This is a genomic window from Streptomyces sp. MST-110588 (assembly GCF_022695595.1).
GTDB lineage: Bacteria > Actinomycetota > Actinomycetes > Streptomycetales > Streptomycetaceae > Streptomyces.
Genome location: NZ_CP074380.1, coordinates 2,626,173 through 2,646,234 on the forward strand (window position 1 = coordinate 2,626,173; position 20,062 = coordinate 2,646,234).

Genomic DNA, 20,062 nt, shown 5'->3' on the forward strand with positions numbered 1-20,062 from the left:
CTCCTGATGCGGATGACCTCGACAGCAGTACGGCAGCGTACCCGGGCGGTGCACGCCGTTCGGCGGAGTGCCCGGCGGACACCGTACGGACCGTTCCGCCACAGCGGCACCGACCCGGGCACGTTAGCCTGAAGGCCGAATTAGATCCTTAAATATGGAGAAGCGACGGCGTGGTCGCGGGCCCGGACGCGGGGCCGGTGTGGGGGCCGGGGCGGATATCCGCGCCGATCGCGGGTACCGGCGTCGGCGCGGGCAGGGACGTTCGGCAGCAAAGGACGTGCCCGGACCGGCACGGTCGCACGGGATACGCGGGTACGGACGTACGCGCACACGTACGCGGGAAACGGAGGCACTCGGCATGGCGGTGGTCACTCCCCGGGTGTTCGTCTCCCATCTCTCCGGCGTGGCCGTCTTCGACCCCAACGGCGACCAGGTCGGCCGGGTCCGGGACCTGGTGGCGATGCTGCGGGTGGGAGGCCGCCCGCCCCGTCTGCTGGGGCTGGTCGTCGAGGTCGTCAGCAGGCGGCGCATCTTCCTGCCCATGACCCGGGTGACGGGTGTGGAGTCCGGCCAGGTGATCACCACGGGTGTGGTGAACATGCGCCGCTTCGAGCAGCGTGCCTCCGAGACGCTGGTCCTGGGCGAGCTGCTGGACCGCCGGGTGCGCCTGGTGGAGACCGGCGAGGAGGTCACCGTCCTGGACGTGGGGATCAGCCAGTTGCCCGCCCGCCGGGACTGGGAGATCGACAAGGTCTTCGTACGGAAGGGGAAGGGCGGGGCGCTGCGCCGCAAGGGAGAGACGCTGACCGTGGAGTGGTCGGCGGTGAGCGGGTTCTCGCTGGAGGAGCACGGGCAGGGCGCGGAGAACCTGCTGGCCACCTTCGAGCAGTTGCGCCCCGCCGACCTGGCGAACGTGCTCCACCACCTGTCCGCCAAGCGGCGCGGCGAGGTCGCCGCCGCCCTGGACGACGACCGCCTCGCGGATGTGCTGGAGGAGCTGCCGGAGGACGACCAGATCGAGATCCTGGGCGTGCTCAAGGAGGAGCGGGCGGCCGACGTCCTGGAGGCGATGGACCCGGACGACGCCGCCGACCTGCTCTCCGAACTCCCCGAGGAGGAGAAGGAGCGGCTGCTGACCCTGATGCAGCCGGAGGACGCGGCGGACGTACGGCGTCTGATGTCTTACGAGGAGCGGACCGCGGGCGGTCTGATGACCACCGAGCCGATCGTGCTGCGCCCGGACGCCACCGTCGCGTACGCGCTGGCACGGGTCCGCGACCCCGACCTCTCGCCGGCGCTGGCGGCCCAGGTGTACGTGTGCCGGCCGCCGGACGAGACGCCGACCGGGAAGTACCTGGGTCTGGTGCACTTCCAACGGCTGCTGCGCGACCCGCCGTTCACGCTCGTCAGCTCCATCACCGACACCGACCTGCCGCCGCTGCCGCCGGACACCGCGCTGCCCGAGGTGACCAGGTACCTGGCGACGTACAACATGGTCGCGGCGCCCGTGGTGGACGAGAGCGGCTCGCTGCTGGGTGCGGTGACGGTCGATGACGTACTGGACCACCTGCTGCCCGACGACTGGCGCGAGACGGAGATGCACGATGCGCCGGCGGAAGGCGGGGGCCCAGGCAAGGACGAGGACCAGGGCCGGGACCGGGAACGCGGTCAGGATCAGCGCCGGGGCCGGGACCGAGCTCGGGGTCAAGGTACGGAGGCGGTCGGCGACAGCAGGGAGGGTGCGCGTGGGCGCTGAGGAGAGGGACGGCGCGAAAGAGCGCGCGAGGGCGCAGTCCCGTCCGCGGGTGCGCCTGGACCAGCCGCGCGCGCCCCGCCGCAGTCTGCTTCCCGAGTACGACCCGGAGGCGTTCGGGCGGCTCTCGGAGAAGATCGCCCGCTTCCTGGGAACGGGACGCTTCATCGTCTGGATGACGGTCCTGATCGTCCTGTGGGTGGTCTGGAACGTCGCCGCCCCCGACCACCTGCGCTTCGACAAGTACCCGTTCATCTTCCTGACGCTGATGCTCTCGCTCCAGGCGTCGTACGCGGCTCCGCTGATCCTGCTCGCCCAGAACCGGCAGGACGACCGCGACCGGGTCAGCCGGGAGCAGGACCGCAAGCAGAACGAGCGCTCGCTGGCGGACACCGAGTACCTGACGCGGGAGATCGCGGCGCTGCGGCTGGGCCTGGGCGAGGTCGCCACCCGGGACTGGATCCGCTCCGAACTCCAGGACCTGGTCAAGGAGCTGGAGCTGCGGCAGATGGTCGACGCGGAGAGCGAGGAGCGGCGCGAGCGCTGACGGCCCGGGCCGGCGGCGGGCCGACGGCTGCGGCGGGCCGACGGCTGCGGCGGCTGTGGTGGCTGCGGTTCGGCCGCCCGCGGGCCGGCGCCGGTGTAGGGGGTTCACACAACTCCCCCTCCGGTCGGCGGCCACCGGCGCCGTACCATCGGGACATGGCTACCGACACTCCCCCGGAGTCCTCCCGGGTGGTACCCCCGACCGGCTCCGCGCCGAGCGCGTCCGCGCCCGACGAGGACGCCGTCCGCGCCGCGCTGGCGACGGTGAACGACCCCGAGATCCACCGCCCCATCACCGAGCTGGGGATGGTCAAATCGGTGGAGATCGCGGCGGACGGCGCGGTCGCGGTGGCGGTCTATCTGACGGTCTCCGGCTGCCCGATGCGCGAGACGATCACCTCCAACGTACGGAAGGCCGTCGCCGGCGTCCCGGGGGTGACCGGTGTCACCGTCGAGCTGGACGTGATGAGCGACGAGCAGCGGCGCGAGCTGGCGGCCTCGCTGCGCGGCGGTACGGCCGAGCGCGAGGTGCCCTTTGCCCAGCCCGGCTCGCTCACCCGTGTGTACGCGGTCGCGTCCGGCAAGGGCGGCGTCGGCAAGTCCTCGGTGACGGTCAACCTGGCCGCGGCGATGGCGGCGGACGGGCTGAAGGTCGGCGTCGTGGATGCCGATATCTACGGACATTCCGTACCTCGCATGCTGGGCGCGGAGGGCCGCCCGACCCAGGTCGAGAACATGATCATGCCGCCGTCGGCGAACGGCGTGAAGGTCATCTCCATCGGCATGTTCACCCCCGGCAACGCCCCGGTGGTCTGGCGCGGGCCGATGCTGCACCGCGCCCTCCAGCAGTTCCTCGCCGACGTCTACTGGGGCGACCTGGACGTCCTCCTGCTGGACCTGCCCCCGGGCACCGGCGACATCGCCATCTCGGTGGCGCAGCTCGTCCCGAACGCCGAGATCCTGGTGGTCACCACCCCGCAGCAGGCCGCCGCCGAGGTCGCCGAGCGGGCCGGCTCCATCGCCGTACAGACCCACCAGAAGATCGTCGGCGTGGTGGAGAACATGTCCGGGCTCCCCTGCCCGCACTGTGACGAGATGGTCGACGTCTTCGGCACCGGCGGCGGCGAGCGGGTGGCCGAGGGCCTGACCAGGACGACCGGCGCGCAGGTGCCGGTGCTGGGCTCGATCCCGATCGACGTACGACTGCGGGAGGGCGGCGACGAGGGCAGGCCGGTCGTGCTCTCCGACCCGGACTCGCCGGCCGGCGCGGCGATCCGGGCGATCGCCGGAAAGCTGGGCGGGCGGCAGCGCGGCCTGTCGGGCATGTCGCTGGGGATCACCCCGCGCAACAAGTTCTGACGCGTTTCGCGCATCCGGCGCGATACCGGCACCGATGTCCGAGGGGTGGCCGAGCCGGCCACCCCTTCGGCGTTCTTCGGACCTTCCGGAGCCTGACGGGGGCTTGCAGAACCTTTCGGGGTTTCACGGCGCACCTCATGCGCCGCCTTCGGCTCTCGTACGCGGCGCTCGTCCCCCGTACGCCGCGTTCCCACCCGCGTACGCGGCGCTCGTCCCCGTACGCCGCGCTCGGTCCTCGTACGCCTGTTCAGTCCTCGTACGCGGTGATGTCCTTGATCACCGAGAAGCCGAGCCCGTACGCGCTCATCCCGCGTCCGTACGCCCCGATGTGGACGCTCTGGGCCCCCTCGTCCGCGGAGCCGGCCAGCACCCAGCCGTACTCCGACTCCCGGTAGCGGAACGGTGTCGGCACGCCGTCCACCGGCAGCGTCAGCTCGCTCCACCCCTCGCCGCCGAGGTCGTCCGCCAGCTCCCAGGCGATCATGGTCTGCTGGTCCAGCCAGTCCTGCCGCAGCGCGCGGTCCATCTGGGCCGGCCAGGTGCGGGCGAGCAGCCCGGAACCGGCGAGCCAGGCGGCGGTGGAGACCGAGGTGGCCTCCAGGACGCCGGTGCCGTCCCCGCTGCGCCGCAGCGGCCGGCTGGCGACCGTGACGACGACCGTGAAGCGCTCGTCGTCACAGGCGGCCTCCGCCTTTATGGTCGGCCGCTCCCCGTGGCCCGTCGCCCCGTGTTCGACCGTGCCGTCCGCGGCGGCCCCCACCTGCATCAGCCAGCGGTTCCCGGTGAACGCTTCATCGAGCCCGTACCACGGGAAGGCGGCCATCAGATAGCCGTCGACCTTCCGCCCGGTGCCGGCGGGCGCCGTCCGTCCCCCTGCCCGACTCGCCGTCTCCATCTGCACGGAGCCTCCTCTTTGCCCTGCGTCGTGGGCGGCCCGCCCCCCTCACAAGGCGACCTCACCCCGGACACCGGGAGCATAGCCATACGGGTCAAGAGGGTCGTGGATACGGAGGGTCAGGTGGCGTCGGAGTCGAACGGCGGATGTTCCGTGCGGGCGGGCCGGCCGGGCTTCTTGAGCAGGTCCGGCGAGCCGCCGCCGGGCCCGGCGGCCGGGGGCTCCTTGGACAGGTTCAGGCGGGAGCCGGCGGCGGAGGAGGGGGACGGCGCGGAGGACGGGCCGGTGCCGTTGACGGCCTCGGTGACCTCGGCCATCTCCTGTCGCAGGTCGAAGCCGTTGCGGATCTCCTGGAGGCCGAACTCGTCCTTCTCCAGGACGTGCTTGCGGACGAAGTTCCGGGGCTTGAGGTCCTCGAACTCGAAGTCCTTGAACTCCGGGCCCAGCTCGCTGCGGATGTCCTCCTTGGCGTTGTCGGAGAACTGGCGGACCTTGCGGATGAAGCCCGTGACGTCCTGGATGACCTTGGGCAGCTTGTCCGGACCGAAGATGAGCACCGCAAGGATCACGAGCGCGACCAGCTCTAGGGGTCCTATGTCGAAGAACACCTTGCAGCTCCTTGGGATGTCCGCGGCCTGCGGGGATCAATGGGGACCTATGGGCCAGGCCGACTATCACGGTACCTGGCCCGGCGCGCCGGGTGGGAGTCACCCGCGCCAACGCCGGGCGAACGATCACTTCCCGGCCGCCCGCGAACGGTGTTCCGGTGTCGGCCGGCAGCCTTCCGGCAGCAGCCGGCAGCGGCCGGCAGCGTTCCGGTGTCCGCGGACGGCCGCGCTCCGGGCCGTCCGCGGACACCGGCGTGCGGTCACTCCTGGCTGGAGGAACCCAGGATGAGCACGGCGGTGTGCTCCTTGCCGTCGCGCCGGATGGTCAGCGTCAGCCGGTCGCCGGGGCGGTGACTGCGGATCTTGACGATCAGCTCCTCGCCGCTGTGCACCGGCTGCCCGTCGACCTTGGTGATCACATCGCGCGGCTTGATGCCCGCCTTGGCCCCGGGGCCGCCCGGCACGATCGGCGCGCCGCCGGTCTTGCCCTTGGAGCTGACCCGCGCGCCGTCGCCCGCGTACTCCATCTCCAGCGTGACACCGATCACCGGGTGCATGGCCCTGCCCTTGTTGATCAGCTCCTCGGCCACCCACTTGCCCTGGTTGATGGGTATGGCGAAGCCCAGCCCTATGCTGCCGCCCTGGCCGCCGCCCTCCAGGCCGCCGCCGCTGTCGGCGGCGCGGATGGCGCTGTTGATGCCGATCACCCGGGCCCGTGCGTCGACGAGCGGGCCGCCGGAGTTGCCGGGGTTGATCGGGGCGTCGGTCTGGAGGGCGTCCACGTACGAGACGTCGCTGCCGTCGCCCTTCTTGCCGCCCGCGGTGATGGGGCGCTGCTTGGCGCTGATGATGCCGGAGGTGACGGTGTTGGCGAGATCGTACGGCGCGCCGATGGCGACCACCGGGTCGCCGACGCGTACGGAGTCGGAGTTGCCGAGCGCCAGGGGGCGCAGGCCGGTGACGCCCTCGACCTTCACCACGGCGAGGTCGTAGCCGCCGTCCCGGCCTATGACCTTGGCCTTGGCGGTCTCGCCGCCGCTGAAGGTCACCGAGATCTCGCCGCCCGTTCCGGCGGGCTCCACGACGTGGTTGTTGGTGAGGATGTGACCCTGCTTGTCCAGGACGAAGCCGGTGCCGGTGCCCTGCTCGGAGTTGCCCCGTACGTGCAGGGTCACCACGCCGGGCAGCGCGGCCTGGGCGATGCCGGCGACGCTGTTGGGGTCACGGCCACCCTTGTCCCCCGCGTCCTGCGGCAGCTTGATGTCGCTGATGCCGCCGTTGCGTTCGATGTACGCGCCGATGCCGCCGCCGACGCCGCCGGCGAGCAGCGCCAGCACCACGGCACCGATGGTCAGCAGCCCCCGGCGGGGGCGCGACGCGGGCCCGGCCGGCGGGACGAGGCCGGGCACCGGGTGCTGCGGCGGCGCGCTCCAAGGGTCGTACTGCTGCCAGTGCCCGTGCGGCTGCGGCTGCGGGAACGGCGCGCCGGGTGCGGGCGCCGGGTGCGGTTCGGCGTGGTGCTTGGTCAGGTCCGGCCGGCCGGTGCCGGCGCCGGTGGCGTCCTGGCCTTCCAGTACGGGGCCTTGGGGAGCGGGGCCTTGCTGCGCGGGGCCTTGCGGTGCGGGTACGGGATCTCCGGCCGCCCGGCCCGCGGACTCGGCCGTACGTGCCCCGGCTGCGGCCGGACCGCCACCGGTACCGAACGTGTCGTCGTGGACCGGCGCACCTTCCTGTGCCGCGAACGCCTCGGCCGGGCCGGTGTCCGCCGACCCGCCCTGGTGGGGCAGCTCCGGGGCGGGGGCGACGGGCGCGCCGGGCGGCGCCGCGGGCGCCCCGTAGGGAGGATGGCTCGCGGCCGGCGGCATGTGGGTGCCGTGCGCGGGGGTCGCCACCGGGCGCTGTACGGGGGGCGCGGGCGCCCAGGGGCCCGGCTCGCCGTACGGGGGCGTGCCGTACGGGTCCTCGGGGTGCAGCGGACGCGGACGCCCGGAGTCCACCGGCTGCCCCGCGGCGGCACCCCCGGACGGCACCTCCGTACGGTCCCCGGCCCCGGCCCCGGTCTCGACCCCGCTCTCGGCCGCGGCCTCGGGCGACGCGCCGCCCGGGGTCTGGCCTGTGTCGGCCCCGCCGCCCTGACCTGCGGCGGAAGCACGTACCTCGGTCTGATCGGCGGCAGGAGCGGATGCCCCTGCCCCACCGGACCGGCCCTGACCAGCCTGACCGCCCTGACGGGCCTCAGATGCCGGTCCCCCGGTCCGGTCGGCAGCGGCGGATGCCGCCGGGCTGCCGCCGGCCTCGGCCGCGGGCCCGGCAGCCTCGGTGGACGGGTGGCCGGCCGGAGGGTGCCCCGGACGGCTCCACCAGTTCAGCTTCGGCCCGGCGGCCTTCCCCTCGTCCATGTTCTCCCCACACATTTCGCCCACGGCCTCCCGTGGACTGCCACCTCGTGGCTCGCGCCCCCGCAGGGGTGCGCCGCCCGGTGCGATTCAACCAGGTCCCCGGGCACCCGCGCAGGGCCCGGTCGGCGACGGTTCCCCGGCTCCGGCCGGAACGGTGTGCGGTGTCCGGACGTGGCGGTACGAACCGTACGCACCGGCCGTCCGGCGCCCGCCCCGGGGCCCGGCTCCGGCGGCTCAGCGGGTGGCTGTCCCGCGGTCGGGGGCGGCGGTCGGAGTGGTGGTGATCAGGGGTCTCTTGGGCTCCAGGGGAGGGAGTGGCGGTCCCTCCGGGGCTCCGTGGTCCAGGGGTGTGGCGAGGGTGATGAGGGAGAGCCGGTCCACCATCGTGCGGTCCACCACCGTCGGACCGGTCGGGCCTGTTACGGGCGACAGGACGACACCGGCCCGCGGCGGCAGGGCTGCGGACCGCGCGGGGAGAGAGGCGGACGGACCGTACAGACCCATGGGGCTGGGGGCGGGCAGGGCCGTCGAGGAACTGCCCGCCGGAACCGCGCGCGCCCGGGGGTCCCCGGCGGCGAGCAACTCCTCGCTGCGGCCGGCCTGCCGCCCGGCCACCGCCATCGGCGTCTGGCCGGCCGGGGTCACCGCGGTGCCCGGGCCCTCGGCCCGGCCGCCGGCGGATTCCACCGCCGCCTCCAGGGGCAGCGCGCCGCCCAGGGCGAAGGCGGCCAGGGAGACGGCCCCGGCGGCGGCGAAGGCGAACCGCCGGCGCTGCGGCGCGGTCCGCTCGCTCTCGTGGATACGGAAGCCACGGTTCCGCGGCTGCCGCGGCACTCCGTCGATGGCATGGCTGCCCGAAGGGACGTGACCGAAGCCGCGCTCAGCCCCGAAGTCACCACTCAGGTCACCGCCGAAGTCACCGCCGGCGAAAGCGCCCCGGGCGAAGTCACCGCCGCCCAGGGCGCCGCCGCCCAGCCGGTTTCCCGGCCCGGCGGCACCTCCCGGCAGCCCCTGAAGGCGCGCCAGCAGCCCTTCGGAAGGGCCCGGGGGCGCCGTCTCGGCGAAGACGGTCTTCACCTGCCGCTGGGCGTCGGCCTCCGCCCTGCACTTGCAGCACGTCGCCAGGTGCGCGAGCACCCGCTCGCGCGCATCATGTCCCAACTCCCCGTCGACCAGAGCCGCGAGGCGGTCGCCGAGATGGTGCTCGGCGGGGGACGGACCGCCTGTTCCGCTCACGCGATTCCTACCTCCCCTGTGGCGAACGAGGCGAGCGAGCGCCGGTCCCGCTCCTCGGCGCGCGCCGCCGGGGAGCGGTGCTTGAGCGCCTTGCGCAGATGGGAGCGGCCACGGTGGATGCGGCTGCGGACCGTACCGAGCTTGACGCCGAGCGTGGCGGCGATCTCCTCGTACGACAGACCCTCGATGTCGCACAGGACCACCGCGGCACGGAACTCGGGCGCCAGGGTGTCCAGCGCCTGCTGCACGTCCGCGTCGAAGTGGGTGTCGTTGAAGTGCTGCTGGGGAGAGGGCTCGCGGCTGGGGAGCCGCTCGGCCGCGTCGTCACCGAGCGCGTCGAAGCGGATGCGCTGCCGGCGGCGGACCATGTCCAGGAACAGGTTGGTCGTGATGCGGTGCAGCCAGCCTTCGAACGTGCCCGGGGTGTACGTCGACAGCGAGCGGAAGACGCGGACGAACACCTCCTGGGTGAGGTCCTCGGCGTCGTGCTGGTTGCCCGTGAGGCGGTAGGCGAGGCGGTAGACCCGTGCGCTGTGCGTGCTGACGATCTCCTCCCAGCTCGGAGGGGCCCACGCCGGGGCGTCCGCGTCCGTGGCGAAAGTCGCGGTGGTCGCGGTGGTCGTCGCGGCGTCGGCGACGAGGTCCCCTCCCGTGCCCTTGGAGCTCTGCGGGCGGGAACGGTCAGCGGTGTCGGTCACGGATTTCGGCTCGACGGCCGACCGGCGGAAGCGCAGCAGCGCTCTTCGGTCACCCGCCGCAGCCGCACCTCCCCTGGTGGCTCTGGTGGTGTCCAGTAGAGCCCCTACCATATCCACACCGCCCGTTAGCTCCGGATAAGCAGATTTGACCTGCATTTGGTCTGACTGCCGTTCTCTTCCCACGTCTTGCCCGGTCTTCACCACCGCATCCCCCCTGCCTCTCTCCAACGCCCGGTCCCACCTGCGGGTTCCCGCACACAGCGGATACAGTCACGGGTGCGTCAACTACGGGGACAGGAGAGGGCCATTACCGGCAACCGGCAGACGAACTTGGCATTCGCCGAGGCGTACGGCGCCGGGATCATCGACGAGAAGGCCGACGCCACCCTGAGCTGGTCCCGCGACCGGGCCGACGAGGCGGGCATCCGTTCGGTGTCGACCGGCACCGGCGCCGCACTGCGCCTGCTCGCCGCCACCGCCGACGCCAAGGCCGTCGCCGAGATCGGCACCGGGACGGGCGTCTCGGGCATCTACCTCCTGCACGGCATGCGCCCGGACGGCGTCCTGACCACCGTCGATCTGGAGCCGGAGCGGCAGCAGTTCGCCAAACACGCCTTCCGCGAGGCGGGCTTCGCCGGCAACCGCGCGCGGTTCATCCCCGGCCGCGCCCTGGACGTCCTGCCCCGGCTCGCCGACGGCGGGTACGACCTGGTCTTCTGCGACGGCGACCCTATGGAGAGCCTGGACTACCTCGCTGAATCGTTGCGGCTGCTGCGGCCGGGCGGCCTGGTCTGCTTCGAGGGCGTCTTCGCGGACGGCCGTACGGTCGACTCGGCGGTCCAGCCCGCGGAGGTCCTGCGGCTGCGGGAGCTGCTGCGCACCGTACGGGAGAGCACCGCGCTGGTGCCCTCCCTGCTGCCCGTGGGCGACGGTCTGCTGTGCGCGGTCAAGCGCGGCTGAGCGACAGGCGGGTGCCTCACCGGTACGTACGGTCGCACGGCCGGTACGCGCGGACGCACGGCCGGTACGTACGGGCATAGGGCCGGTACGTACGGAAACGGACGGCACGGATGGAAACGGACGGGGCGGACGACACGGCCCCGGCGCGCGGCACGTAGCGTGTACGCGCCGCCCGCCGGGGCCGGGGGTATTCGGCTGGGGGTCCGGGGATGGTCCGTCCCGGGAAACCGCAGCAACAGGTCCGCCTTCTCAGACGGTGACCTTCTCCAGGGCCTCGCCGAGGGCCTTGGCTTCGTCGGGTGTCAGCTCGACGACGAGTCGACCGCCGCCTTCGAGGGGTACGCGCATGACGATGCCCCGCCCCTCCTTGGTCACCTCGAGCGGGCCGTCGCCCGTCCGCGGCTTCATGGCCGCCATGCTCGTTCCCCTTCCTGAAACCAGCTCATCGTCAGCCGACGGCCCTATGTTGGGGCACGTGTCACCGGCATCGAACACATTGCTTCCAAGCCATTATCCCGCATCGCACGACCCGATGACCAACATCGGGCAGCATCCCTTGGCAACGCGCTCCCGCAAAACCACGCAATTCGGCTGGCGGGCTGCGATACTGCGCCACCCTCCGGTATCCGCCCCGGGTGCTTTCTTTGACGTACGTCACATGCCGACCGCCGACGATCTCCGGCATCCTGAGCGCGGGCTGCCGCTGCCGCGCAGTCCGAGCCGCGACGGAGGGGACCCCACCATGGCCGACACCGTGCTCTACGACGTGACCGACGCGGTCGCGACGATCACGCTCAACCGCCCCGACGCCATGAACGCCATGAACACCGAGGCGAAGGTCGCGCTGCGCGACGCGCTGCACCGGGCGGCGGCGGACCCCGTCGTACGGGCCGTGCTGCTGACCGCCACCGGGCGCGCGTTCTGCGTCGGGCAGGACCTCAAGGAACACGTCCAGTTGCTGGCCGAGGACCGTGAGAAGGGCACGCGCCACACCATGGACACGGTGCGCGAGCACTACAACCCCATCGTCGCGGCCATCGCCGGGATGCCCAAGCCCGTGGTGGCGGCGGTCAACGGGGTCGCGGCCGGGGCCGGCGCGGGCTACGCGATGGCCGCCGATCACCGCATCGTCGCCGACACCGCCTCCTTCAACACCTCCTTCGCGGGCGTGGCGCTGTCCGCCGACTCCGGCCTCTCCTGGACGCTGCCCCGGCTCATCGGCCACGGCCGCGCCGCCGACCTGCTGCTCTTCCCGCGTACGGTCGGCGCGCAGGAGGCGCTGGAGCTGGGGATCGCCAACCGGGTCGTGCCGGCCGCGGAGCTGGCCGCCGAGGCCGCCGCGCTGGTCCGCCGACTGGCCCAGGGGCCGACCCTCGCCTACGCCGCGATCAAGGAATCCCTGGCCTACGGCGCCGCCCACTCCCTCACCGAGACCCTGGCCAAGGAGGACGAGCTCCAGACCCGCGCCGGGGCCTCGCGGGACCACCACGCGGCGGTGGAGGCGTTCGTGAAGAAGGAGAAGCCCCACTTCGAGGGCCGGTAGGCGCCCTGACGGCGGCTGCCGCGTCCTACGACCGGGTCGACCGGGCAGGGCCATCCGGTCGCGTCATGTCATACGGCCGGCACGGACCCGGCCGCCGGTACGGACCCGGCCATCGGTACGGGCCCGGCCGCCGGTACGGACGTCCGTGCCGCGGCGGCCGTCCGCGCCGCCGCCTCCGCGCCGGCCCGGGCATGGCAGTCCGCCAGGTGGTCGTTGACCAGCCCGCACGCCTGCATCAGCGCGTACGCGGTGGTGGGGCCGACGAAGCGGAAGCCACGCTTCTTGAGCTCCTTGGCCAGCGCGGTGGACTCCGCGGTGACCGGTGGGACGTCGGCGGTGGTACGGGGCACCGGGCGCCCCTCCCGCTCGGGGGCGTGGGACCAGATCAGCCCGTCCAGCTCGCCGGGGGCCAGCCCGGCCGCCGTACGGGCGTTGTGCACGGCCGCCTGGATCTTCAGGCGGTTGCGGATGATCCCGGGGTCGGCGAGCAGCCGCTCGGTGTCCGCGTCCGTGAAGCGCGCCACCGCCTCGATCCGGAAGCCGGCGAAAGCGGCGCGGAAGCCCTCCCGGCGGCGCAGGATCGTGATCCAGGACAGCCCGGACTGGAACGCCTCCAGGCACATCCGCTCGAAGAGCGCGTCGTCGCCGTGGACCGGCAGGCCCCATTCGGTGTCGTGGTAGAGGCGGTAGTCGGCCATCTTCTCCGACTCCATGCCCCATGGGCAGCGCGGCAGCCCGTCCGGCGCACTGGCCACTCCCGTCATATCGCCCCTCCGTCCTCGGCCGAGGCGTCTTCGGCAGCCCCGGCCGCGCCCTTCGTCCCAGCAGGCCCGGTCGTCCCGGCAGCCCCGGTCGACCCGCCTGTCCCGCTCGCCCCGGGCATCCCCGTCGACCCGGCCCTGCCGGCCGCTTTGGCCGCCCTGCCCGAACGTTTCTCGTCCTGCGCCACCCCGGGCGTCTCCCGCTCCGCGGTCAGGGCGTGCGCGCCCGCCAGGGCCGCCTCCAGCCCGGCGATCCGCGCGTCCCGCTCGGCCAGCTCGGCGCCGAGCCGGTCCAGCACCTCGTCGACGTCCACCATCCGGTAGCCGCGTACGGCCGTCGGCAGCCGTAGCGTCTCCACGTCGGCGGGGGTGAGCGGCCGGTCGGCGGGCAGCGGGTCGTGCACCCGGTCCGGCGGCGCCTGCGCCAGCCCGCCGCCGTCACCGGCGCCGTCCGCGGTGGTGTCCCCGCCGCCGACCACGGCGAGCGTGACCGCGGCGACCACCACGACCATCGCGATCAGCAAGAACCAGAACACGACCATCTCCCCGAAGCTAAGCGTCTGCACCGATCGTGCCATGCGCCTGTGACAGTTAGGGTCGCTGGCGGACCACGAACAAGGAGTACCGAATGCTGCGGCTGGGGAATCGAGAGTTCGACGAGCACGAGCCGGTGATCATGGCGATCGTGAACCGGACCCCGGACTCCTTTTACGACCAGGGGGCCACCTTCCGCGACGAGCCCGCGCTGGCCCGCGTGGAGCAGGCGGTGTCCGAGGGCGCCGCCATCATCGACATCGGCGGGGTCAAGGCCGGGCCCGGCGAGGAGGTCAGCGCCCAGGAGGAGGCGCGCCGCACGGTCGGCTTCGTCGCCGAAGTGCGCCGGCGCCACCCGGACGTGGTGATCAGCGTCGACACCTGGCGGCACGACGTCGGCGAGGCGGTCTGCGAGGCCGGCGCCGACCTGCTCAACGACGCGTGGGGCGGGGTGGACCCCAAGCTCGCCGAGGTCGCCGCCCGGTACGGCGCCGGGCTGGTGTGCACCCACGCGGGCGGTGTCCAGCCGCGCACCCGCCCCCACCGGGTGACGTACGAGGACGTCATGGAGGACATCCTGCGGGTGACGCTGGGCCTGGCCGAGCGCGCCGTGGAACTGGGCGTACGGCGCGACGCGATCATGATCGACCCGGGTCACGACTTCGGCAAGAACACCCGGCACAGCCTGGAGGCGACCCGCCGTCTCGCGGAGATGACGGACACCGGCTGGCCGGTGCTGGTGTCGCTGTCGAACAAGGACTTCGTCGGCGAGACGCTGGACGTGCCGGTCAAGGAACGGCTGCTGGGGACGCTGGCGACCACGGCCGTCTCGGCGTGGCTGGGGGCGCAGGTCTACCGGGTGCACGAGGTCGCCGAGACCCGGCAGGTGCTGGACATGGTGGCCTCGATCGCGGGCCACCGGCCCCCGGCGGTGGCCCGCCGGGGGCTCGCCTGAGCCGGACCGCCGAGGCGGCGGCTGCGCCGGGGCACCGGCCGGTCCGGGCGTCAGACGCCGGCTTCCTTCGTGACCAGCGCGACCGCCTCGTCCACGTCGTCGGTGAGGTGGAAGAGTTCCAGGTCACGTGCCTTGGCCTTGCCCTGCGCGACGAGCGTGCCGCGCAGCCAGTCCACCAGGCCGCCCCAGTACTCCGAGCCGAACAGGACGATCGGGAAGCGGGTGACCTTCCGCGTCTGGACCAGGGTGAGCGCCTCGAACAGCTCGTCCAGCGTGCCCAGGCCGCCCGGGAGGACCACGAAGCCGCTCGCGTACTTCACAAAACACGTCTTGCGGACGAAGAAGTAGCGGAAGTCGACGCCGAGGTTCACGTACCTGTTCAGGCCCTGCTCGAAGGGCAGCTCGATGCCGAGGCCGACGGACACTCCGTCGGCCTCGTCCGCGCCCTTGTTGGCGGCCTCCATGGCGCCCGGCCCGCCGCCGGTGATCACCGCGAAGCCGGCCTCCACCAGCGCCCGGCCGATCCGCTCGCCCGCCTCGTACTCCGGCGTCCCCTCAGGGGTGCGCGCCGAGCCGAAGACGCTGATGGCGGGTCCCAGTTCGGCCAGCGCGCCGAATCCCTCGACGAACTCCGCCTGGATGCGCATCACGCGCCAGGGGTCGGTGTGCACCCAATCGGAGGGTCCCTGGGTGTCCAGCAGCCGCTGGTCGGTGGTTCCGGGCCGCACCTGGTCATGGCGGCGCAGGACGGACCCCAGGCGTTGTTCGTCGCGCTCGGCGGCGCCCTCGGGACTGGCCATGTCGTGCTCCCTCCGCTGACAGATCATTTCCGGCTCAGCGTAGGTCCACACAAGTGACGTCCAGCGGAATTCGTCCCGTATGCGGTCGGTCCGCGCTCAGTCGGTGAGCCACGCCCGGAGCCGTTCCTCGCAGTGGATGATGCGCTCGGTGGCCACCCGCTCGTCCTTCTTGTGGGCGAGCAGCGCGTCCCCGGGGCCGTAGTTCACCGCGGGGACGCCCAGCGCGCTGAAGCGTGCGACGTCCGTCCAGCCGAACTTGGGCAGCGGGACGCCGCCGACGGCCTCCATGAACGCCTTGGCCGCGGGGTGCGACAGGCCCGGCAGCGCGCCGGGCGAGTGGTCGTCCACGGTCAGCTCGGCCACCCCGCAGCCGTCGAAGACCTCGCGGAGGTGGTCCAGCGCCTGCTCCTGGGTGCGGTCGGGCGCGTAACGGAAGTTCACGGTGACCGTGCAGGAGTCGGGGACGACATTGCCCGCGACGCCGCCCTCGATGCCCACGGCGTTCAGCCCCTCGCGGTATTCGAGCCCGTCGATGACGGCCCGGCGCGGCTCGTAGGCGGCCAGCCTGGCCAGGATCGGGGCGGCGGCGTGGATGGCGTTGGCGCCCATCCAGCTCCGCGCCGAGTGGGCCCGCTCGCCCTCGGTCCGCAGCAGCACCCGCAAGGTGCCCTGGCAGCCGCCCTCGACCTGGGTGTCGGTGGGCTCCAGCAGGATCGCGAAGTCGCCTTCCAGCCACTTGGGGTGCCGCTCGGCGAGCCGCTTGAGGCCGTTGTGCTCCGCGGAGATCTCCTCGGCGTCGTAGAAGACGAAGGTCAGGTCGCGGTTGGGCGCGGGCACCGTGGCGGCGATGCGCAGTTGTACGGCGACGCCGGACTTCATGTCGGTGGTGCCGCAGCCCCACAGGACGCCGTCCTGGTCCAGGCGCGAGGGAACGTTCCCGGCGATCGGCACGGTGTCCAGGTGGCCCGCCAGGACGACCCGCTCCTTGTGCCCCAGTTCGGTCCGCGCCACCACGGCGTTGCCGTCCCGGGTCACCGTCAGGTGCGCCAGCGGGCGCAGCGCGTTCTCCACCGCGTCGGCGATCGCCTTCTCGTCCTGGCTGACGGAGGGGATGTCGACGAGCTGCGCGGTCAGTCCGGCCGCGTCGAGGGACAGGTCCAGTACGGGGGTCTGCGTGGAGCGCTCCATGGGCCGACCCTATCGGCAGCCCTCCAGTACGGTGGGCTGCGTGTCACCCCAGCCCATCGCCCCCGCTCGTCGCCGGCGCCTCGTGCGTCTCACGGCGGCCTTCGCCGTGCTCCTCGGACTGGTCGTCTACCTCGTGGTGCAGTACGTGACCGGCGGCCCCGGCGCGCCCCGCTGCACCGTACGGGCCGAAAGCGGCGGTGAGCCGTACGAGCTGTCGCCCGAGCAGGCCGGCAACGCCGCAACGATCTCCGCCGTCGCCTCGGCGCGCGGACTGCCGGAGCGGGCCGTGACGATCGCGCTGGCCACCGCCATGCAGGAGTCGGGGCTGCGCAACATCGACTTCGGCGACCGGGACTCGGTGGGGCTCTTCCAGCAGCGGCCGTCCCAGGACTGGGGCACCGTCAAGCAGATCATGGACCCGGTCTACTCGGCCGGGGAGTTCTACACGCACCTGGTCAAGGTCCGGGGGTATTCGCGACTGCCGCTGACGGTCGCCGCGCAGAAGGTGCAGCGCAGCGGCTATCCGCAGGCGTACGCCAAGCACGAGGCGAACGCGGCGCTGCTGACCGGCGCGCTGACGGGCCGGGACGCGGCGGCGATGACGTGCTCGCAGAGCCGTCCGGCCGACGCGCGGACGGGGGGTGCGCGGGCGGTGCGCGAGAAGCTGGTCCGTGAGTTCGGCCCGCAGGTGCTGCCGCGTACGGCCGGGGCGGCGCGGACCGCCGGCGGGGGCGCCGGGGACGGTGACACGGTGCTGTCGGTGCCCGTGCCGCGGACCGTGGCCGGGGGCGGGACCGGCGGCGGGCCGCAGCGGCGCGGCTGGGAGCTGGCGACCTGGGCGATGGCCCATTCCGCCGAATTGCGCATCGAACAGATTTCTTATGACGGCAGGATGTGGACCGCCGCCGATTCGGGAAAGGGGTGGCGGAAAGCGGAAGGAAAGGCCGCGAGCGCCCCTGCAACGGACGTACGAATCGTCACCGCTCACTAGTCCGACCGATCCCTCTGTAGGGGCACCCGTGTCAACTTCCGGCATGCCCTGACGGCGCCTGTCGTGCCCCTGGCCATTCTCGACGGAGCCCTTGCGCCCCAAGAGGTGTGACGTTTCCTCGCACTGCTGCACACGGCGGAATTCGCCCGGTTTCCCCCGCGACAGATTATGTGACGCTTTACCGATTCTTTGCTTTCGCTCACCGCAACCTTCCCGGGTCTGGAGCGGTATTCACTGCGTCCGCCCGGCGGACGGCACGTCTGTCAGAAGAACCAGTCCCTCTCCGTAAAAGGAGCACCATGTCCCTCCCCCTTACGCGTCGGATCGCCCGAGCCGCGCTGCTGGTCGCAGCCGGCGCAGCTCCCATGGTCGGCGCGGCCGGTTCTGCGAGCGCCATGGACCTGACCAAGAAGCCCGACCTGGGCGCGCTGACCGCCGTCGACCCCGGGAGCGTCGCCGACGCCGTGGACGACACCACGCAGGGGGCGACCGAGGTCGCGGGCGAGACCGGCGGCGAGACCGTCAAGCACGCCGTCCCCGCCGCGGGCAAGGCCGCCGGCGGCACGGTGAAGAAGGCCACCCCGGCCGCCCAGAAGATCGCCGGTGACACCGCGGGCAACGCGGGGGACCTCCTCGGCGACACCGCCAAGTCCGCCACCGAGAGCGAGCTGACCGGCTCCCTGCCCATGGACGCGCTGGGCGAGGACATGAGCCCGCAGATGCTGGCCGACGGCCTCCTGGACTCCTGACACGGGAAACGTGAAGGGGCCCGGGACGCCTGTCGCGCCCCGGGCCCCTTTCCCGTGCCTGTTTCCCGTGTCTGCCGGTGCCTGATTCCCCTGCGTACGAGGCTTGCGGTGCGCCGTACGTACGGGCGGCCCGCCGTCTGCCGTACGTACGGCAGACGGTCGCTAGGGCGCTTCTGACGGATCTCCGCGGCCTCGCGACGCCCGGCACGCACCCTCGCCGCACGGCGCAAAGGGACAGGTGGCTCCGCCACATGACCCTTCACACCGCACGCCGAGCGCACGCACCGAACACCGCTCCGTCTTCCACGGAGATCCATCAGAAACGCCCTAGCCCTGTTCGCCGAGCCGCTGGACCGCCGCGGCCACCCGCTCGTCGGTCGCGGTGAACGCGATCCGTACGAACCGCTCCCCCGCCGTCCCGTAGAAGTCCCCCGGCGCCACGAGGATGCCGCGCTTGGCCAGATCGCCGACGGTGTCCCAGCACGGCTCGTCGCGCGTCGCCCACAGGTACAGCGACGCCTCGCTGTGCTCGATGCGGAACCCGGCCGACTCCAGGGCCCCGCGCAGCGCGGAGCGCCGGCGGGCGTACCGCTCCCGCTGCTCGGTGACATGGGCGGTGTCCCCCAGCGCCACGGCCGTGGCGGCCTGCACCGGCGCGGGGATCATCATTCCGCCGTGCTTGCGGATGGCCAGCAGCTCGCCCAGGACCGCCGGGTCACCGGCGAGGAAGGCGGCGCGGTAGCCGGCGAGGTTGGAGCGCTTGGAGAGCGAGTGGACGGCCACGACGCCCTCGTACGAGCCGTCGCAGACGTCCGGGTGCAGCACCGAGACCGGCTCGGCGTCCCAGCCCAGCTCCAGGTAGCACTCGTCGCTGAAGACCAGGATGCCGTGCTCGCGCGCCCAGGCCACGGCCCGGCGCAGTTCCTGGACGCCGAGCACCCGGCCGGTGGGGTTGGACGGCGAGTTCAGCCACAGCAGCCGTACGCCGGCGGGGTCCAGGTCCCACGGGTCGTCGTAGACCACCGGCTCGGCGCCCGCCAGCCGCGCGCCCACCTCGTACGTCGGGTAGGCCAGCCGCGGATGGGCCACCTTGTCACCGGCGCCCAGGCCGAGCTGGGTCGGCAGCCAGGCCACCAGTTCCTTGGAGCCGACCACCGGCAGCACGTTGGTGTGCTCCAGCCCCTGGGCCCCCAGCCGGGCCGCGGCCCAGCCGGTGAGCGCGTCACGCAGGGCGGGCGTGCCCCACACCGTGGGATAGCCGGGGCTGTCCGAGGCGTCCGTCAGCGCCTGCCGGACGAGCGCGGGCACCGGGTCGACCGGCGTGCCGACGGACAGGTCGACGATGCCGTCCGGGTGCGCGGCGGCCGTAGCCTTGTACGGCTCCAGCCGGTCCCAGGGGAAGACGGGAAGACGGGATGAGACTGCGCCCACGGTGCTCTCTTTCGTCGGTCCGGTGCCATGAAGGGTGGCACGCCCGGTGACGGGCCGGGCGGCACCCGCCCCGGCGTCGCCGGGTTCACTCCCGTCTCACGCGTCACACATCGGGAAACGGGAGGACAAGCGCCTCGGTCCCGTACGGCGCGCGCTCTCCCGCGCCGGGCAGCCGGAGCAGCCGGGCACGGCAGGAGCGGGCCGTACGGGACCGAGGCGGCGCGCCGCGCGCCCGCTTACTGGTTCTGCGGCGGCAGCGCTGCGATGAAGGGGTGGTCCCGCTCGATCAGACCGAGCTTGCTGGCACCACCGGGCGAACCGAGCTCGTCGAAGAACTCCACGTTCGCCTTGTAGTAGTCCTTCCACTCCTCCGGGGTGTCGTCCTCGTAGAAGATCGCCTCGACCGGGCAGACCGGCTCACAGGCTCCGCAGTCAACGCATTCGTCCGGGTGGATGTACAAGGACCGGGAGCCCTCGTAGATGCAGTCGACGGGGCACTCCTCGATGCATGCCTTGTCCTTGACGTCGACACAAGGCTGCGCGATGACGTAGGTCACGCTGTCGTTCCTCCTCGGTAGGGCTGGCGGACCGATTGGCAGTTCCGCCGCGGGGCGCGCGGGAGCGCGGCGTCGTCGATGCCCGCACCTAGTATCTCC

19 protein-coding genes and 1 pseudogene are annotated in these 20,062 nt (G+C 72.7%); 8 read left to right on the forward strand and 12 right to left on the reverse strand.

From position 1 onward, the window contains the following. Window positions 1-358 precede the first annotated feature (358 nt). The 3 genes from KGS77_RS11415 to KGS77_RS11425 all read left to right on the forward strand — a co-directional run bounded on the left by KGS77_RS11415 (window position 359) and on the right by KGS77_RS11425 (window position 3,658). On the forward strand, window positions 359-1,756 hold the full coding sequence (locus KGS77_RS11415) for a CBS domain-containing protein (protein WP_242580723.1): 1,398 nt from the start codon (window positions 359-361) through the stop codon (window positions 1,754-1,756). After that, complete coding sequence (locus KGS77_RS11420; protein ID WP_242580726.1) at window positions 1,746-2,300, forward strand: DUF1003 domain-containing protein; 555 nt, start codon at window positions 1,746-1,748, stop codon at window positions 2,298-2,300. Before KGS77_RS11415 ends, KGS77_RS11420 begins: the two co-directional genes overlap by 11 nt. A gap of 155 nt (window positions 2,301-2,455) precedes the next feature. Continuing rightward, window positions 2,456-3,658 (forward strand): P-loop NTPase, encoded by a 1,203-nt coding sequence (locus tag KGS77_RS11425; RefSeq protein ID WP_242580728.1) that lies wholly within the window; start codon window positions 2,456-2,458, stop codon window positions 3,656-3,658. 247 nt (window positions 3,659-3,905) lie between these two features. Here KGS77_RS11425 and KGS77_RS11430 read toward each other — a convergent pair whose 3' ends face one another. The 5 genes from KGS77_RS11430 to sigE form a co-directional block, all read right to left on the reverse strand. After that, window positions 3,906-4,553, reverse strand: a complete 648-nt coding sequence (locus KGS77_RS11430; RefSeq protein ID WP_242580730.1) for a hypothetical protein — start codon at window positions 4,551-4,553, stop codon at window positions 3,906-3,908. A 119-nt stretch (window positions 4,554-4,672) separates the two neighbouring features. Then, complete coding sequence (locus KGS77_RS11435; RefSeq protein ID WP_242580732.1) at window positions 4,673-5,161, reverse strand: sec-independent translocase; 489 nt, start codon at window positions 5,159-5,161, stop codon at window positions 4,673-4,675. A 260-nt stretch (window positions 5,162-5,421) separates the two neighbouring features. Beyond that, window positions 5,422-7,560, reverse strand: a complete 2,139-nt coding sequence (locus KGS77_RS11440; RefSeq protein WP_242580733.1) for a trypsin-like peptidase domain-containing protein — start codon at window positions 7,558-7,560, stop codon at window positions 5,422-5,424. A gap of 234 nt (window positions 7,561-7,794) precedes the next feature. After that, a complete protein-coding gene (locus KGS77_RS11445) occupies window positions 7,795-8,796 on the reverse strand; it encodes a zf-HC2 domain-containing protein (protein ID WP_242580734.1) in 1,002 nt (333 codons plus the stop codon). Further along, window positions 8,793-9,605, reverse strand: a complete 813-nt coding sequence (sigE, locus tag KGS77_RS11450; RefSeq protein ID WP_242580735.1) for an RNA polymerase sigma factor SigE — start codon at window positions 9,603-9,605, stop codon at window positions 8,793-8,795. The genes KGS77_RS11445 and sigE overlap by 4 nt, the downstream gene beginning before the upstream one ends. 165 nt (window positions 9,606-9,770) lie before the next feature. On the opposite strand from sigE, the gene KGS77_RS11455 reads away from it, so the two are divergent. Beyond that, a complete protein-coding gene (locus KGS77_RS11455) occupies window positions 9,771-10,454 on the forward strand; it encodes an O-methyltransferase (RefSeq protein ID WP_242580736.1) in 684 nt (227 codons plus the stop codon). Window positions 10,455-10,703: 249 nt separating this feature from the next. On the opposite strand, the gene KGS77_RS11460 is transcribed toward KGS77_RS11455, so the two are convergent. Further along, window positions 10,704-10,871, reverse strand: coding sequence for a DUF3117 domain-containing protein (locus KGS77_RS11460; protein WP_003985072.1), 168 nt, complete (start codon window positions 10,869-10,871; stop codon window positions 10,704-10,706). Window positions 10,872-11,196: 325 nt separating this feature from the next. Here KGS77_RS11460 and KGS77_RS11465 point away from each other — a divergent pair, with 325 nt between their 5' ends. Next, window positions 11,197-11,997: an enoyl-CoA hydratase-related protein gene (locus tag KGS77_RS11465; protein WP_242580737.1), complete on the forward strand. Its 801-nt coding sequence runs from the start codon at window positions 11,197-11,199 to the stop codon at window positions 11,995-11,997. A 179-nt stretch (window positions 11,998-12,176) separates the two neighbouring features. Here KGS77_RS11465 and KGS77_RS11470 read toward each other — a convergent pair. Both KGS77_RS11470 and KGS77_RS11475 read right to left on the reverse strand, forming a co-directional pair. After that, a pseudogene (locus KGS77_RS11470) lies at window positions 12,177-12,761 on the reverse strand (DNA-3-methyladenine glycosylase I); the annotation flags it as partial. Continuing rightward, entirely contained in the window at window positions 12,758-13,294 is a 537-nt protein-coding gene (locus KGS77_RS11475) for a DivIVA domain-containing protein (protein ID WP_242580738.1), read from the reverse strand. The gene KGS77_RS11475 and the pseudogene KGS77_RS11470, both read right to left, overlap by 4 nt. A 92-nt stretch (window positions 13,295-13,386) precedes the next feature. Here KGS77_RS11475 and folP point away from each other — a divergent pair, with 92 nt between their 5' ends. Continuing rightward, window positions 13,387-14,247 (forward strand): dihydropteroate synthase, encoded by an 861-nt coding sequence (gene folP / locus KGS77_RS11480; protein ID WP_242580739.1) that lies wholly within the window; start codon window positions 13,387-13,389, stop codon window positions 14,245-14,247. Window positions 14,248-14,297: 50 nt separating this feature from the next. Here folP and KGS77_RS11485 read toward each other — a convergent pair whose 3' ends face one another. Together KGS77_RS11485 and dapE are read right to left on the reverse strand one after the other, a co-directional pair. Continuing rightward, window positions 14,298-15,047, reverse strand: a complete 750-nt coding sequence (locus KGS77_RS11485; protein ID WP_242580740.1) for a TIGR00730 family Rossman fold protein — start codon at window positions 15,045-15,047, stop codon at window positions 14,298-14,300. A gap of 96 nt (window positions 15,048-15,143) precedes the next feature. After that, a complete protein-coding gene (dapE, locus tag KGS77_RS11490; RefSeq protein WP_242580741.1) occupies window positions 15,144-16,235 on the reverse strand; it encodes a succinyl-diaminopimelate desuccinylase in 1,092 nt (363 codons plus the stop codon). Between the two features lie 40 nt (window positions 16,236-16,275). Here dapE and KGS77_RS11495 point away from each other — a divergent pair, with 40 nt between their 5' ends. Both KGS77_RS11495 and KGS77_RS11500 read left to right on the forward strand, forming a co-directional pair. Next, the gene (locus KGS77_RS11495) at window positions 16,276-17,226 is read left to right on the forward strand and encodes a heavy metal transporter (protein ID WP_242580742.1); all 951 of its coding nucleotides are present in this window, start codon (window positions 16,276-16,278) and stop codon (window positions 17,224-17,226) included. A 299-nt stretch (window positions 17,227-17,525) separates the two neighbouring features. Next, a complete protein-coding gene (locus tag KGS77_RS11500) occupies window positions 17,526-17,975 on the forward strand; it encodes an ATP-binding protein (RefSeq protein WP_242580743.1) in 450 nt (149 codons plus the stop codon). A gap of 327 nt (window positions 17,976-18,302) precedes the next feature. On the opposite strand, the gene dapC is transcribed toward KGS77_RS11500, so the two are convergent. Together dapC and fdxA are read right to left on the reverse strand one after the other, a co-directional pair. Continuing rightward, window positions 18,303-19,406, reverse strand: coding sequence for a succinyldiaminopimelate transaminase (gene dapC, locus KGS77_RS11505; protein WP_242580744.1), 1,104 nt, complete (start codon window positions 19,404-19,406; stop codon window positions 18,303-18,305). 236 nt (window positions 19,407-19,642) lie between these two features. Then, on the reverse strand, window positions 19,643-19,963 hold the full coding sequence (fdxA, locus tag KGS77_RS11510) for a ferredoxin (protein ID WP_018089397.1): 321 nt from the start codon (window positions 19,961-19,963) through the stop codon (window positions 19,643-19,645). Window positions 19,964-20,062: the final 99 nt, after the last annotated feature.

Bases quoted from the DNA above. Each gene is read 5' to 3' on its own strand.
- KGS77_RS11460 (WP_003985072.1), bottom strand. From the start codon at position 10,871: ATGGCGGCCATGAAGCCGCGGACGGGCGACGGCCCGCTCGAGGTGACC.
- KGS77_RS11440 (WP_242580733.1), bottom strand. From the start codon at position 7,560: ATGGACGAGGGGAAGGCCGCCGGGCCGAAGCTGAACTGGTGGAGCCGT.
- KGS77_RS11465 (WP_242580737.1), top strand. From the start codon at position 11,197: ATGGCCGACACCGTGCTCTACGACGTGACCGACGCGGTCGCGACGATC.
- KGS77_RS11500 (WP_242580743.1), top strand. From the start codon at position 17,526: ATGTCCCTCCCCCTTACGCGTCGGATCGCCCGAGCCGCGCTGCTGGTC.
- sigE (WP_242580735.1), bottom strand. From the start codon at position 9,605: ATGGTAGGGGCTCTACTGGACACCACCAGAGCCACCAGGGGAGGTGCG.
- KGS77_RS11415 (WP_242580723.1), top strand. From the start codon at position 359: ATGGCGGTGGTCACTCCCCGGGTGTTCGTCTCCCATCTCTCCGGCGTG.
- KGS77_RS11430 (WP_242580730.1), bottom strand. From the start codon at position 4,553: ATGGAGACGGCGAGTCGGGCAGGGGGACGGACGGCGCCCGCCGGCACC.
- folP (WP_242580739.1), top strand. From the start codon at position 13,387: ATGCTGCGGCTGGGGAATCGAGAGTTCGACGAGCACGAGCCGGTGATC.
- KGS77_RS11425 (WP_242580728.1), top strand. From the start codon at position 2,456: ATGGCTACCGACACTCCCCCGGAGTCCTCCCGGGTGGTACCCCCGACC.
- KGS77_RS11485 (WP_242580740.1), bottom strand. From the start codon at position 15,047: ATGGCCAGTCCCGAGGGCGCCGCCGAGCGCGACGAACAACGCCTGGGG.
- dapE (WP_242580741.1), bottom strand. From the start codon at position 16,235: ATGGAGCGCTCCACGCAGACCCCCGTACTGGACCTGTCCCTCGACGCG.